Origin of the sequence: Lutispora saccharofermentans (assembly GCF_024363565.1) — a bacterium.
Classification (GTDB): Bacteria; Bacillota; Clostridia; order Lutisporales; family Lutisporaceae; genus Lutispora; species Lutispora saccharofermentans.
Genome location: NZ_JAJEKE010000001.1, coordinates 560,038 through 573,884, shown reverse-complemented (window position 1 = coordinate 573,884; position 13,847 = coordinate 560,038). Strand labels below are relative to the sequence as shown.

Sequence of the window (13,847 nt, the reverse complement as noted above, 5' to 3'; positions counted from 1 at the left end):
GATTAGCATTAGTAGCAGAGGTGATTATTATTCTATATAATGCTTTTGTTTTAGATTGTGATGAAACCACATGCATATTTTTACAGTGATTGAATTTATGTTTGTAAAGCATTATAATTTAGTAAGTATAAAAAACAAACTCTAAAGGATTTATTGACAAAGCTAACGTTTGTTAAATAATAAACTTTTTGTTTTTCATAGGCTGAAAAGGATTTTGAATAGGGGTGTCGAATAGAAACAATTTGTGGGTTTGTTCTAAAATTACAGCATTAATTTTGTAATTCTTTTATAATATAAGGGGTGAGTAAAATGAATATAAGAACGCTTTCCTTTAAGGGAGGAACTCATCCGCCACACAGCAAGGAAGCAACAGAAAAACTGGCCGTTATAAAGGCTAAATCACCGGAGGTTGTTGTAATACCAATGCAGCAGCATATAGGTGCACCTTGCGAGCCAACTGTCAAGGTTGGTGATGAAGTAAAGGTTGGGCAGAAAATTGGCGAAGCTAAAGGTTTTGTGTCATCTCCGATACACTCAAGTGTATCTGGAAAAGTGATTTCAATAGAACCCAGACTTTATTCAGGCGGAACTAAAACAACCTGTGTCGTAATTCAAAATGATATGCAGGAAACATTATCGGAGACTGTTACACCTAAAGGAGATATTGAAAATTTATCATCAGAGCAGCTTAAGGAAATTATCAAGGATGCCGGAATAGTAGGCATGGGTGGAGCAACCTTTCCTACTCATGTAAAGCTGGCTTTGCCCCCGGGAAAAACAGTTGATACGATAATATTAAACGGTGCAGAATGCGAACCCTATTTGACATCCGATCATAGGCTGATGCTGGAAAACCCGGAAGCAGTTGTGTTCGGTTTAAAGGCTTTGATGAAGGCTTTAAATGTCAATAAAGGTTTCATAGGCATTGAAACAAATAAGCCTGATGCGCTGGAAGCAATATATAATGCTGCAAAGGATGAAAAAGGTATTGAAGTTGTAGCCCTCAAGACCAAGTATCCTCAAGGAGCGGAGAAACAGTTGATATATGCCTGCACAGGAAGAGAAGTGCCGAGCGGCGGACTGCCTGCAGATGTAGGTGTTGTAGTAAACAATGTAGGAACTGCCGCTGCCATAGCTGATGCTGTCAGAACAGGGATGCCTTTGATTCAGAGGATTGTAACCGTGACGGGTAAAGGGGTGAAAACTCCGAAAAATTTACTGGTCAAAGTTGGGACATCCTTCAGAGAAGTTATTGATGAATGCGGCGGATTTTCCGGCAGCGTAGGGAAAGTGATTGCAGGCGGCCCCATGATGGGTATTGCTCAGTTTTCTATAGATATACCGGTCATTAAAGGAACCTCAGGCATATTGGTTTTGGCAGAAGAGGATGCAAAGCTGCCTGAGCCTTCAAATTGCATCAGATGCGGAAAATGTGTGACGGTATGTCCTATCGACCTTATGCCTTTGCATATAAGCAATTACTCTCTTCAGGATAAATTTGATCAAGCCGAGGAAGTAAATGCTATGGACTGCATAGAATGCGGCTCTTGCTCTTTTGTGTGCCCTGCCAAGAGACCTTTGGTGGATTCTATCAGGGTTGCTAAAAGAGAGATTTTGGCTAAGCGCAAAAAAGCGCAGTCCAAGTGATGGGAGGTATTATGTTGGATAGTGCTATGTTTAGAGTGACTTCTTCTCCTCATATAAGATCGGGAGAGACTACTCAAAGAATAATGTTGGATGTAATAATAGCTTTGATGCCTGCGCTGTTTGCAGGAGTATTTTACTTTGGTATTAGAGCACTGATTGTAGCTTTGATTGCAGTTGTATTTGCGGTAGGAACAGAAGTTGTGATGCAGAAAGTATTGAAAAGACCCGTTACTGTTAATGATTTAAGTGCAGTTGTAACGGGCTTGCTATTGGCTTTTAATGTGCCGTCTACAGCACCCTGGTGGCTGGTTGCCATAGGTTCAATATTTGCCATAGCAGTAGTAAAACACTGCTTTGGAGGATTAGGCCACAATTTTATGAACCCTGCTTTGGCGGCCAGAGCATTATTACTGGCTTCCTGGCCTGTGAGAATGACCTCATCGGCGTTTTTAGCACCGGGAGCTGATGCTGTCAGCACTGCTACTCCTTTGGCCTTAATAAAGGGAGGCATGAGCTTCGTAAACGGCGCACCTGTTGCAGCAGCAGGAGAGGTGGCCGGACAAGCATTGCCTTCAATCTGGAATTTATTCATCGGTAATGTAGGCGGATGTATAGGCGAGACTTCTGCATTAGCTCTTTTGATAGGCGGATTGTATCTCGTATACAGAGGAGTTATCAGCATCAGAATACCAGGGGTTTATATTGGGACGGTAGCTGTACTGTCATTTATACTTGGAGGGTTTAACCCATACTATCCTATATATCATGTATTTGCAGGAGGCTTGTTTCTAGGTGCATTTTTTATGGCAACTGACTATGCCTCAAGTCCTATGACTGCAAAAGGTCAGATAGCTATGGGAATAGGTGCGGGTGTTTTAACTGTATTGATAAGATTTTTTGGTGCCTATCCGGAAGGAGTTTCATATTCTATACTTTTGATGAACGTTGCAACTCCTTTGATAGATAGATTTACCATGCCCAAGAAATTTGGGGAGGTGAAGAAAAGTGCGTGATTATATCAGGCTTACAGGGGTGCTTCTTATTGTATGTGTGATTGCAGCTGCAGTATTGGGCGCCACGAATTATATTACCGTTGATAAAATCGCTGAGCAGGCTGTTAAAGCAAATGATGAAGCCAGAAGAAGCGTGCTTTCTCAAGCTGAGGACTTTGAAAAAATCGAAGAGGATGAGATTGCTGATATTCTATCAAAAGCAGAATATGACAGCATAAGAGAAGTTTATGAGGCAAAAGCCAGCGGCAACGTCGTAGGCTATGCCATAAAAACCTCGCCTAAAGGATATGGCGGAGAGATAGAAGTTATGGTCGGTGTTGAGATCGAAGGAAAGGTTTCCGGCATAAAGATTGGAAATAACAGCGAAACGCCTGGTCTTGGCAAAAACGCAACCGCACCTAAATTTCAAGATCAGTTCAAAATGAAAAATTGGAATGATGGCATTAAGGTAATAAAAAATGGTACTCCAAAAGATAATGAAATAGTTGCTATTGCCGGTGCTACCATAACATCGAGTGCAGTAACAAAAGGTGTTAATCAAGCACTCAGCCTGGCGAAGGAATTATCCGGCAAATAAGTATTTTGGAGGTGAAAGCAATGAAACTGTGGAAAGATTTTACAAACGGTATAATTAAAGAAAATCCTACTTTCAGGCTGGTTCTGGGGACCTGCCCTACCATGGCCGTCACTACGGCGGTATTTAACGGTATAGGCATGGGAATCGCTGCTACCGCAGTTTTGATCGGTTCCAATCTGATAATATCTTTAATAAATAAGATTGTGCCAAGTGAGGTTAGAATACCTATTTATGTAGTAGTTATTGCTACTTTCGTTGGAGCAGTGGAAATGCTTATAAAGGCTTTTTCTCCTGCATTGGACAGCGCATTAGGAATATTTATTCCTTTAATCGTTGTAAACTGTATAATTCTAGCAAGGGCAGAATCCTTTGCATCGAAAAATCCGCCGCTGAACTCGATAATGGACGGACTTGGAATGGGTATTGGATTCACTTTGGCTCTTACCTTTATGAGTTCCATACGAGAAATATTGGGTGCAGGCACATTCTTAGGAATGCCTCTGTTCGGAGCAGCCTTTGAACCTGCATTGATTTTGATTTTACCGCCTGGAGGCTTTTTAGTGTTCGGTTTGAGCATAGCATTAGTAAATAAGCTTACGGCGAAAAAAGCGTAGGGAGGGGACGACGATATGAAACTTGTGATAATACTACTAAGTGCAATATTTGTCAATAATTTTGTTCTCTCCAGGTTCTTAGGCATATGCCCCTTCCTTGGAGTTTCTAAAAAAGTTGAAACGGCTCTTGGAATGGGTTTGGCAGTAACATTTGTTATGGCACTGGCATCAGTTATGACCTGGATAGTTCAATACTCTATTTTGGAGCCTTTGCACATCACATATTTGCAGACAGCGGCTTTTATACTTGTGATAGCAGGCCTTGTACAATTTGTTGAAATGGTAATAAAAAAGACAAGTCCTACGTTGTATCAGGCTCTTGGTGTATATCTTCCATTGATAACCACCAACTGTGCCGTATTGGGCGTTGCCATATTGAATATTGAGAGCGGCTACAATTTGATTGAAACTCTGATAAACGGTGTGGGAGGAGCTCTAGGCTTTACTCTTGCGATTGTATTATTTGCAGGTGTAAGAGAGAGGCTTGACACAGCTCCATATCCGAAGGGTCTGGATGGCTTCCCTATAGCTCTTATTACTGCCAGCTTGCTGTCAATAGCCTTTTTTGGCTTCAGCGGCTTGCTGTAAAGAGTATACTTTAGAAAGAGGTGATTGCCTTGATGAATGATTTATTATGGCCGGTAATTACTCTTGGCGGACTTGCAGTGTTTTTTGGTATAGTTCTGGCCTACGCCTCAAAAAAATTTGCTGTAGAGGCAGATCCTAAGATTGGGGAAGTCAGATTTGTTTTGCCCGGTGCAAACTGCGGCGGCTGCGGATTTGCTGGTTGCGATGCTCTCGCAGAAGCGATTGTCAGGGGAGAGGCTCCTGTCAATGCTTGCCCTGTAGGAGGACCTGAACTGGCTAAAAAAGTGGCTGAAATAATGGGAGTTAAAGCGGAAGATACTGAGAGAATGGTAGCAAGAGTGATTTGCGGCGGCGATTGTGATAATGCAAAAGAAAAATATGAATACCAGGGTATACAAGACTGTAAAGCAGCAGAGATGCTGGCGGGAGGAAGCAAAAGCTGCCGCTTTTGCTGCACAGGTCTTGGAACTTGTGAAAGGATATGCCCTTTTGATGCTATACATGTTGTGAATGGCGTGGCAGTGGTCGATGATACGAAATGTACCGCATGTAAAAAATGCATTGAAGCATGTCCTAAGCATATAATAGAGCTGGTACCTGCTTCAAGGCAGGTAAGGGTTTTATGCAAAAATACAGATAAGGGAAAGGCAGTAGTCGAGGTTTGCAAGGTGGGCTGCATAGGATGTCAGAAATGTGTTAAAGCCTGCCAATTTGAGGCTATGACCTTTGACAATAATCTGGCTAAGATAGATTATAGCAAATGCACCAATTGCATGGTATGTGCGGAGGTATGTCCTACAAAAACCATATATGCGGATTTCGGCAATAGAAAAAAAGCCTTTATAAACGAAGAACAGTGCATAGGCTGCACCATATGTGCAAAAAATTGTAAATTCGAGGCTATTGAGGGCGAGCTTAAGCAAAAGCATAAGGTATTGGAAGATAAGTGTACCGGTTGCGGACAATGTGCAGAAAAATGCCCTAAAAAATGTATTGATATGATATGAGATTAGAGAGCGGATACGGTTGTATCCGCTCTTTCCATCATTATGCAATATGTATTATTTCATTGAAGTTATGAATCATAAATGATAAACTTAAATGGAGGATTTTGACCGAATTGATTGAATAATGGCGTATAACTATATTAGATTTAGTTGGGGGTGCTTTTATGATGAGAAACACTGAAAGAAACGGCTGGATACTGCTGCTCATACTTATATGCGGTATTGTAGTCGGAGGATTTATAGGAGAAATGCTAGGAAACTATATTCCCATTCTAAAATACGGATATAACCTGGGAGTGAGCCCTCATACGTATGACCTCAGAGTCATTAAACTAACCTTCGGTCTTACCTTTAATATCAATATGTTTTCAATACTGGGAATAATAATAGCTATATTAGTATTCAGAAAAATGTAGGTGAAAGCATATGCGGATCATACTTGCTTCAAATTCTCCCAGAAGAAAAGAAATATTGTCACAATTGGGACTTCAATATGATGTCATACCCTCAAGTTATGAAGAAAAATCGGAAAATAATGATCCTTATGAGCTTGTGATGCTATTTGCAGAGAATAAAGCAAAAAGCGTTGCTGAATCTATAAAGGAAAAGGCTTTGGTAATAGGAGCAGACACCATAGTATATAAGGATGAGGTAATGGGCAAGCCCAAAAGCAAGGCTGATGCAGCCGGCATGCTTAAAAAGCTCAGCGGATCAACGCACAGTGTTATTACCGGCATATCTGTTATTCAAACACCCGAAATGAAAATAATTACTGATTATGAGGAGACGATAGTCAGATTTAAAGATATTTCAGAGGGAGAGATAGATGCCTATGTCAGGTCAGGAGAGCCTGCGGATAAAGCCGGAGCATATGCAATTCAAGGATTGGGCTCATTATTGGTGCAAGGAATAGAAGGTTGCTATTTTAATGTTGTCGGGCTTCCGGTATACAAGCTGTCTGTCATACTTGAAAAATTGGGCTATAAGCTGCTCAACTGTTAAAAAATAGGGGGTGGATTTTGTGAAGGATACCGTAAAGAATATCACTATCGCTGAATTGCCCGAAAGCGAAAGACCAAGGGAAAAAATGTTTAAAAAAGGCCCTAAGGCGTTATCAAATGCAGAATTATTGGCAATAATACTAAGGACTGGAATAAAAAATCAAAGTGCCTTATCCATTGCATACAAAATTCTGTCGGAGCATAACGGCTTAAAGTTTCTTGCCAATGCCACCGTAGAGGAACTGAGCCAGATTGAGGGTGTCGGATTAGCCAAAGCAACCCAGCTTATGGCTGTTGCAGAGCTGGGCAAGAGAATATCCCAGTATGGGGCGGAGGATGATGCTTACATAAGATGCCCCAAAGATGCTGCCGATATATTGATGGAAGAAATGCGATATCTCAATAAAGAATATATGAAAGTAATATTATTGAATATTAAATGCAAGGTCATCAGCATAGAAGAGATATCCATAGGCAGCTTGAATTCTTCCTTAGCCCACCCGCGGGAAATATTTGCGCCTGCTGTAAAAAAATCCAGTGCCGCAATAGTGATGGCTCATAACCATCCCAGCGGTGATCCAAGCCCCAGCAGGGATGATATAGATCTCACGAAAAGGATATCTGAGGCAGGTAGAATACTGGGCATAGAGCTTTACGATCATATAATAATAGGAAATGGAATTTATGTAAGTCTAAAAGAAAAAAATCTTTTCTGACCAAGGAGGAAAAATAGTAAATGAGTTTATTTAACGCTTTCTCAAAGGATATAGCAATAGATTTAGGTACGGCCAACACATTGGTATACTTGAAGGGTAAGGGCATAGTTATTAGAGAACCCTCGGTAGTAGCCATAAATACAGAAAATGATTCAGTAAAAGCAGTGGGAGAGGAAGCCAAGCAAATGATTGGCAGAACACCGGGGCATATTGTGGCAATAAGACCTATGAAGGATGGTGTAATTGCTGATTTTCATATTACTCAGAGTATGTTAAAATATTTTATAAGACAAGTATCAAAAAATATTGCCATAGGGAAGCCAAGAGTATTGGTAAGCGTACCTTCAGGCACAACTGAAGTAGAAGAGCGTGCTGTAATAGAAGCTGCACTCCAGGCAGGAGCCAAGTTAGCAAAGATCATAGAGGAGCCTATGGCGGCAGCTATAGGTGCGGGTCTGCCGGTTGGTGAGCCGACGGGAAGCATGATTGTAAATATAGGCGGAGGGACCACAGAGATAGCTATAATATCTTTGGGCGGCATAGTTACAAGCAAATCTATCAGATCGGCAGGAGATAAATTTGACGAGGCGATAGTCAGCTATGTCAAGAGAAACTATAACCTTGCTATCGGATTAAGAACAGCGGAAGAGGTAAAAATAAGCATAGGGTCTGCTTATCCCATGGAGACAGAAGAATCTATGCAGATAAGGGGAAGAGATCTGGTGTCAGGTCTTCCCAAGACAATCCAGGTGACTTCCACAGAAATATTGGAAGCTTTGAGAGAGCCTGTCGGAGCCATCATAGAAGGAGTAAAATCAACTCTTGAAAAGACTCCGCCTGAATTGGCATCGGATATCATGGACAGAGGCATAATGGTTTCCGGAGGAGGGGCCAATTTGAAGGGGATAGATGCCTTGATAAGAAAAGAAACAGGCATGCCTGTTCAAATCGCCGATACTCCTTTGGATTGCGTGGTCATGGGAGCTGGAAAGGCATTGGAGCAATATGAACAGATCAATAATTCACCTTACAATGGAAAATATAGGAGATAGCTTTGGAGCGTGAACCGCATGAGGTTTTTTAAAAATAAATTGGCAATTGTTACTGTAATTATTTCTTTTGCTTTGATAATTACAGTAGCTTTTACTGCCAAAGGTAGGACAAGACCCACAGCCTTTGAATCGATAATAGGCAGTGCGATTAATCCGGTACAGAAGGTGTTCTTTAAAACAGGCGAGTTTTTTAAAAACACCTTTAGTACCTTATTTGAATTGAAGAATATGAAAAAGGAAAATGAGGCTTTAAAAGAAGAAAATACAAAGCTCAGGGAAGAAAACAGAAGGTTGTATCAGATGGCTCTGGAAAATAAAAGGCTGAGCGAGTTGCTAGAATTTAAGGAATCAAATCCCCAGTATAAATATATAGGTGCCGGTATCACGGGAAAAGATCCGGGCAATTGGTTTGATATATTTACTATAGATAAGGGAACCAAGAGCGGCATAGAGGTAAATGACTCAGTAATCACAGGACAAGGCCTGGTAGGCAGGGTCATCGAAGTAAGCCCTAATTACTCCAAGGTAATGGCTATTATTGACGAGCGGAGCTCTATCAGCATCATCGTAAACCGAACCAGGGATACAGGCATAGTATCCGGAAACGTAAACTCCGAACTTATTGCGGTGATGCCCCTTGAATCTGATATCATTAAAGGCGATGACATCATCACCTCTGATTTCAGCACCTTTCATAAAGGCTTATACATTGGCAAAGTTGAAAGCGTTGAAAAGCAGGAAAGAAAATTGCAGAAGCTTGTTAAAATAAAGACATCCGTTGACTTTAAAAGGCTTGAGGAAGTATTTGTAATTAAAAATGTCAATGCTTTAGATTAGCTGCTGATATTGGGTTATATAGGAGAATAATTGTGAGAACTTTAATAATAAGTCTATTGATATTATTGAATTTTATATTAGAATCCACTCTTTTTCAATATACGAGAATTTTTGGAGTCAAGCCTGATTTTACAATCATTTTGATCACTTCTTATGCAATAATGCGGGGAAGTACAGCCGGAAGCTTTATCGGACTTGCCTCAGGTTTGCTGCAGGATTTATTTTTTGGAAGCGCCATGGGGGTAAACGGCCTTTCCTATATGCTTACAGGTTATCTGATAGGACAGTCCAATGAAAATGTATTCAAGGACAGCTTCGTTCCTTCCATCATTTTTAACATTGGAGCTGTTTTTATATATCAGCATTTGTTTTTTTTGATAACTTACTTCAGCAAGAATGATATTTCGTATATCTATGCTCTTATTAACATAATGATCCCTCAAAGCATATACAATGCAATATTAGGCCCTATAGCCTACAGATTATTGTATAAGCTGGATGAAAAAAGCTTCATGAATAATAAAATATACTAATTCAGGTGGTATATAATGTTAAAAAAGTATTTTAGCAATAGGTTGAATATAATAAAGCTCTTCACAATGCTGATTTTTCTTGTCATGCTTTTTAAGCTGGCAGAACTTCAAATAGTAAAGGGCGACTACTATAAGAAGAGATCTGAAACAGTAAGGACAAGAAACATAAATATCACTGCTCCCAGGGGCAACATAGTCGACAGGTACGGAAAAATATTAGCGGGCAACAAGCAGAGCTATTCCGTCAGCATTTTAAAAGCTGCTACACCGGACGAAACAATAAATGATATCGCGCTGACAGTAATAAATATTTTGGAGCAAAATGGTGACAAATATAAAGATGAAATTCCTATACTAATGAACCCCATTAGATTTACATTTCAAGATGAAGAGGAGCAATGGAAGGAGAAATATAACATTCAGGGGAGTGCTTCTCCTTTAGAAGCTTTTAAAAAGCTGCGGGAAGACTACAACATTTCACAGGATACAATAGATATCGAAGCCTATTCAATATTGAGAGACGAATATGAAGTTGAGCTGCCATTTAAAGTGGATGAGTATCAATACAGCTTTAAAAAAGATGAAAATAAATGGAAAAAGAATAATGGGTTTATGGAAAGTGATACAGCCTTGGATGTATTCAATCAGCTTGCTGCTAAATATAAAATTGATATGACCAAGTATTCGGAAGAAGAAGCAAGAAAAATCATGGCGGTAAAATATCTGCTTAAGCAGAATAAATATCCTGCTTATGAGCCTATCGAAATTGCAGCCAATATAAATGATGAGACCAGAGCAATGATTGAAGAGAATAAGATTTTCCTGCCGGGGGTTCAAATAATGGATAAGCCTCTGCGAAAATATCCTGAAGGAGATTTTGCTTCACATATACTCGGGTATCTGGGCAAGATAAGTTCAGATCTGGAAGAACTGACTCAGAAGGGTTACACGCCTCAAGATATGATAGGCAAGTCGGGTATTGAGTACAGCATGGAGGAGTATTTAAAAGGCAAGGATGGTTCAAAGCAAATCGAAGTAGATGCGAGAGGAACTCTGATAGATACCATTGATGAGATTGAACCTGTTCCGGGTGATACGGTAGTTCTCACCTTAGGCTCCAGACTGCAGAAGGTTGCTGAGGAATCTCTCAGGAAGACTATTGAGGAATCAAGAAGCAAAAAACCCTATCCTCAGACCTTTTCAGGCGCAGTGGTAGCCATGGATGTCAATACGGGAGAGATTCTGGCCATGGCCAGCGAGCCCAAATTTGATCCTAATTTATTCGCTTCCGGAATAAGCAATAAGGACTGGAAATCTCTGCAGCCTTTAACAGACGACAGATATGCGCCAAAACCACTGATAAACAATGCCATATCCTATCCTTTGCCTCCGGGTTCCACCTTTAAAATGCTTACCGCAACGGCAGGGCTTACTGAGAATAAGATCAATACCAAGGAATCCATTGTATGCAGAGGCAGATATACTGTTATACCTGGTATTTCCCCTTCAGACTCTCACGGAACAGTGCATGGCGCAACGAATGTCATAAGTGCGATCAAACAATCCTGCAACTACTTCTTTTTTGAAACCGGAAGGAGGCTTGGAGGAGAACTGTTTGAAAAGTATGCGGAGAAATACGGCTTTGGTCAGTATACAGGAATTGAATTGCCCTTTGAATCTAAAGGAATGATAGAAGGTCCTGCACATAAGCAAAGCATTTACGAAGGATATATAGAAAGTTATCTTACCTATACAGTGAAGCTTCAAGATGCTGAGGCCAAAAAGAAAATAAAAGCCATGATTTATGAGAAGCCTTCGGAAGGACAAACGAGTTACCAATTTTATAGGGATATGAAAAAAAGGATTAGAGAGCTCGGGGTAACAGAAGACAAAGCGATCGATAAAATTATTTGGTATATAACAGAGAGCAAATATCGTCCGGGGGATGTGCTGAATGCGGCTATAGGACAGGGGTTGAATAATGTCACCCCCATACAGCTGGCAGCCTATGTTGCAACAGTAGCCAACGGCGGCACCAGATACAAGCCCTATATTGTAAGTAAAATAATTGCCCATGATGGAAGCATAAAGATGGAAAAGAAGCCTGAGGTGGTTGAAACTCTGGATGTTTCTCCTTCGGATATGGAGGCCATAAGAAAAGGTATGTTTGCAGTAACAAACGAATACGGCGGAACAGCCAGAAGTACCTTTGCAGGCAGCAAGGTTACTATTGCAGGCAAGACGGGAACGGCAGAAGCAGGGAAATACAGACCGGACCCGAAAAACAATCCGAAGCTTTATGCACAATATAATGACCATTCATGGTTTGTCGGATTTGCTCCTTATGATAAACCGGAAATAGCCGTTGTGGCAGTTGTATTCCAAGGCGGCTTTGGAAGCGGCTCCGCACCGATTGCCCGGGCAATAATCGAAGAGTATCTGGCCTCCGAAGATGCCGAGGACCATATTGTTCCGTACAATGAGCTGCAGCCCTAATATGACTTGAGTTAAAGCATAACAATATAAAATAACCTGAATCCCCAGGTTATTTTATATTGTTTTTTATATTATATGCTATGTGTATCAGCTCTTTTAAATGATTTAGCCAGGCTAATACCTCCCTCCTATCCTTATTGATGGGCGCAATGCGATCCCATATATCCAGATAGGCTTTTTCTAAAGCATATGTAATTGTAGGTTCTGATAAGCATACAAATTTAAAAGTGTCATCTTCAGATGACATGGCTTTGCTTTTTCTATTTAAAATATGAATTATTGAATGATTCCGCTTTAAATAAAAATTCATGCCTGCAGTGAAAATGCTTTTATATGTTTTGAGCGATCTTTCATCTACTAATGCTATTTCATAATTATCGGAGTTTTTATAGATATTTATAAGGGTATTTAAATGTTCTAATATTAATAGAGCTTCATCAGTATTATCGAATGGCTGCGATAGTTCGCAGCTTTGTTTTTTTTTGTTCAATATAGCTTTCTCTATAGAATCTCTAATAAATATATCTTTATATTTATAGAAATTTTGATTTAAATCAAGTGCGTACATTTGCTTTTTATGACAGCTCAACATGTTTCTTATTTCATATTCCTTTGATTCGCTGGATTTAAGGGACTGTTCATATATATTTTCCGATATCAGAAAAGCACTTATCCCATCCCTGAAAGTGTATCGGTTTCCCGGAGACTCCTCAAATATTGTCATTGATTTCACTAATTCCGACCAATTTCTTGCTTTGTACTCATTCAATACCGGATACGAATATCTGATTGCTTGATGAAACTTGCCGATGAAGGCATCTATTGCATAGCTATTTTTAAAGAAAAAGGTAAAATCGAGCTGATGTACGGATTTAGTGCACAAAAATACTAATGCCCCTATATCAGGGACTATGATCATATCACTCAGTGCCGATGGGTGATCAATGTTATTTGAGAGGTACGGCAAATAATTCCCGGATTTTAAAAAAAGCACTGTATCTTCAAGAAACCTGTGTGATCTTTCCATAGCGTCATCGAATTTTATCGTGGAAATAACAGTCCATCCGTTTTTCAGCAGCTTAATGATTTTTTTTCTATATTCCTTGTGATATTCCTCAAAAAGAGCGAGCAGACTGAATTTACTATTTATAGTGATCATAATGGGTTGTTTTGAAGGTGCAGACATCAAAGCTTGGTTGAGAAGCTTGTTTGTGCAGTCCAGTACATTTTCACAGCCAGCCATGACATAATCCTCTGAAGATAATGGGATGAGCTTGGATGCTTCGAACAAGACATCGCTGATTTTTTTGTTTACACTGCAGTGGACTGAACTATCATAGGAATTATTATTTAGCCGTGTTTTTCCTGCAGCAGCATTGCTTCTGTTAAGCTTCTTCAGCATATCTTTATTTAATGAATAACCTTGCGCTTCCAGCAATAAGGATTTTATACTGCAAGCCAAATCGCCGTCGAACTTAACTGATTCTGCAGTTAAGCTATCTAGTATGTCGTTGATCCTGTTGAGTTGATATGAATTTACAATACTTTTACTGATATAATCCGAGATCATTTTTATATAAGGAGATCCATTTGATGGTACCTTTTTACAATTGACCCATCTGCTGATCAATGACGGATCCACATTTATTGCTTTTGCAAGCTTGCTGCCGCTTATATTGGCAGCATTCAGCAAGACCTTTAGGCATTTTCCGAATTCAACCTCTAGACTCATATCATTCCTCCTAGATTGCGGCATTTAACACAAT

The 13,847-nt window shown here is 40.0% G+C and carries 14 protein-coding genes; 13 read left to right on the top strand and 1 reads right to left on the bottom strand.

Going from position 1 to position 13,847, the window contains the following annotated elements:
- Window positions 1–309: 309 nt before the first annotated feature.
- The 13 genes from rsxC to mrdA all read left to right on the top strand — a co-directional run bounded on the left by rsxC (window position 310) and on the right by mrdA (window position 12,081).
- Entirely contained in the window at window positions 310–1,647 is a 1,338-nt protein-coding gene (rsxC, locus tag LJD61_RS02840; RefSeq protein ID WP_303740626.1) for an electron transport complex subunit RsxC, read from the top strand.
- 14 nt (window positions 1,648–1,661) lie between these two features.
- Entirely contained in the window at window positions 1,662–2,660 is a 999-nt protein-coding gene (locus tag LJD61_RS02835) for an RnfABCDGE type electron transport complex subunit D (protein ID WP_255225966.1), read from the top strand.
- Window positions 2,653–3,237 (top strand): RnfABCDGE type electron transport complex subunit G, encoded by a 585-nt coding sequence (locus LJD61_RS02830; RefSeq protein ID WP_255225965.1) that lies wholly within the window; start codon window positions 2,653–2,655, stop codon window positions 3,235–3,237. The genes LJD61_RS02835 and LJD61_RS02830 overlap by 8 nt, the downstream gene beginning before the upstream one ends.
- A 20-nt stretch (window positions 3,238–3,257) precedes the next feature.
- Window positions 3,258–3,851, top strand: coding sequence for an electron transport complex subunit RsxE (gene rsxE / locus LJD61_RS02825; RefSeq protein ID WP_255225964.1), 594 nt, complete (start codon window positions 3,258–3,260; stop codon window positions 3,849–3,851).
- 15 nt (window positions 3,852–3,866) lie between these two features.
- The gene (rsxA, locus tag LJD61_RS02820; protein WP_255225963.1) at window positions 3,867–4,439 is read left to right on the top strand and encodes an electron transport complex subunit RsxA; all 573 of its coding nucleotides are present in this window, start codon (window positions 3,867–3,869) and stop codon (window positions 4,437–4,439) included.
- A 32-nt stretch (window positions 4,440–4,471) separates the two neighbouring features.
- Window positions 4,472–5,446, top strand: coding sequence for an RnfABCDGE type electron transport complex subunit B (locus LJD61_RS02815; RefSeq protein WP_255225962.1), 975 nt, complete (start codon window positions 4,472–4,474; stop codon window positions 5,444–5,446).
- 164 nt (window positions 5,447–5,610) lie between these two features.
- Complete coding sequence (locus LJD61_RS02810; RefSeq protein WP_255225961.1) at window positions 5,611–5,862, top strand: DUF4321 domain-containing protein; 252 nt, start codon at window positions 5,611–5,613, stop codon at window positions 5,860–5,862.
- A 10-nt stretch (window positions 5,863–5,872) separates the two neighbouring features.
- A complete protein-coding gene (locus LJD61_RS02805) occupies window positions 5,873–6,448 on the top strand; it encodes a Maf family protein (RefSeq protein ID WP_255225960.1) in 576 nt (191 codons plus the stop codon).
- 19 nt (window positions 6,449–6,467) lie between these two features.
- Complete coding sequence (radC, locus tag LJD61_RS02800) at window positions 6,468–7,163, top strand: RadC family protein (RefSeq protein ID WP_255225959.1); 696 nt, start codon at window positions 6,468–6,470, stop codon at window positions 7,161–7,163.
- A 20-nt stretch (window positions 7,164–7,183) separates the two neighbouring features.
- On the top strand, window positions 7,184–8,215 hold the full coding sequence (locus LJD61_RS02795; protein ID WP_255225958.1) for a rod shape-determining protein: 1,032 nt from the start codon (window positions 7,184–7,186) through the stop codon (window positions 8,213–8,215).
- A gap of 18 nt (window positions 8,216–8,233) precedes the next feature.
- Window positions 8,234–9,052 (top strand): rod shape-determining protein MreC, encoded by an 819-nt coding sequence (gene mreC, locus LJD61_RS02790; protein WP_255225957.1) that lies wholly within the window; start codon window positions 8,234–8,236, stop codon window positions 9,050–9,052.
- A 32-nt stretch (window positions 9,053–9,084) separates the two neighbouring features.
- Complete coding sequence (mreD, locus tag LJD61_RS02785; protein ID WP_255225956.1) at window positions 9,085–9,585, top strand: rod shape-determining protein MreD; 501 nt, start codon at window positions 9,085–9,087, stop codon at window positions 9,583–9,585.
- Window positions 9,586–9,600: 15 nt separating this feature from the next.
- On the top strand, window positions 9,601–12,081 hold the full coding sequence (gene mrdA, locus LJD61_RS02780) for a penicillin-binding protein 2 (protein ID WP_255225954.1): 2,481 nt from the start codon (window positions 9,601–9,603) through the stop codon (window positions 12,079–12,081).
- A gap of 49 nt (window positions 12,082–12,130) precedes the next feature.
- Here mrdA and LJD61_RS02775 read toward each other — a convergent pair whose 3' ends face one another.
- Window positions 12,131–13,813: a helix-turn-helix domain-containing protein gene (locus LJD61_RS02775; RefSeq protein ID WP_255225953.1), complete on the bottom strand. Its 1,683-nt coding sequence runs from the start codon at window positions 13,811–13,813 to the stop codon at window positions 12,131–12,133.
- Window positions 13,814–13,847: the final 34 nt, after the last annotated feature.

Bases quoted from the DNA above. Each gene is read 5' to 3' on its own strand.
- rsxC (WP_303740626.1), top strand. From the start codon at position 310: ATGAATATAAGAACGCTTTCCTTTAAGGGAGGAACTCATCCGCCACAC.
- rsxE (WP_255225964.1), top strand. From the start codon at position 3,258: ATGAAACTGTGGAAAGATTTTACAAACGGTATAATTAAAGAAAATCCT.
- rsxA (WP_255225963.1), top strand. From the start codon at position 3,867: ATGAAACTTGTGATAATACTACTAAGTGCAATATTTGTCAATAATTTT.
- LJD61_RS02815 (WP_255225962.1), top strand. From the start codon at position 4,472: ATGAATGATTTATTATGGCCGGTAATTACTCTTGGCGGACTTGCAGTG.
- LJD61_RS02810 (WP_255225961.1), top strand. From the start codon at position 5,611: ATGATGAGAAACACTGAAAGAAACGGCTGGATACTGCTGCTCATACTT.
- LJD61_RS02805 (WP_255225960.1), top strand. From the start codon at position 5,873: ATGCGGATCATACTTGCTTCAAATTCTCCCAGAAGAAAAGAAATATTG.
- LJD61_RS02795 (WP_255225958.1), top strand. From the start codon at position 7,184: ATGAGTTTATTTAACGCTTTCTCAAAGGATATAGCAATAGATTTAGGT.
- mreC (WP_255225957.1), top strand. From the start codon at position 8,234: ATGAGGTTTTTTAAAAATAAATTGGCAATTGTTACTGTAATTATTTCT.
- mrdA (WP_255225954.1), top strand. From the start codon at position 9,601: ATGTTAAAAAAGTATTTTAGCAATAGGTTGAATATAATAAAGCTCTTC.
- LJD61_RS02775 (WP_255225953.1), bottom strand. From the start codon at position 13,813: ATGAGTCTAGAGGTTGAATTCGGAAAATGCCTAAAGGTCTTGCTGAAT.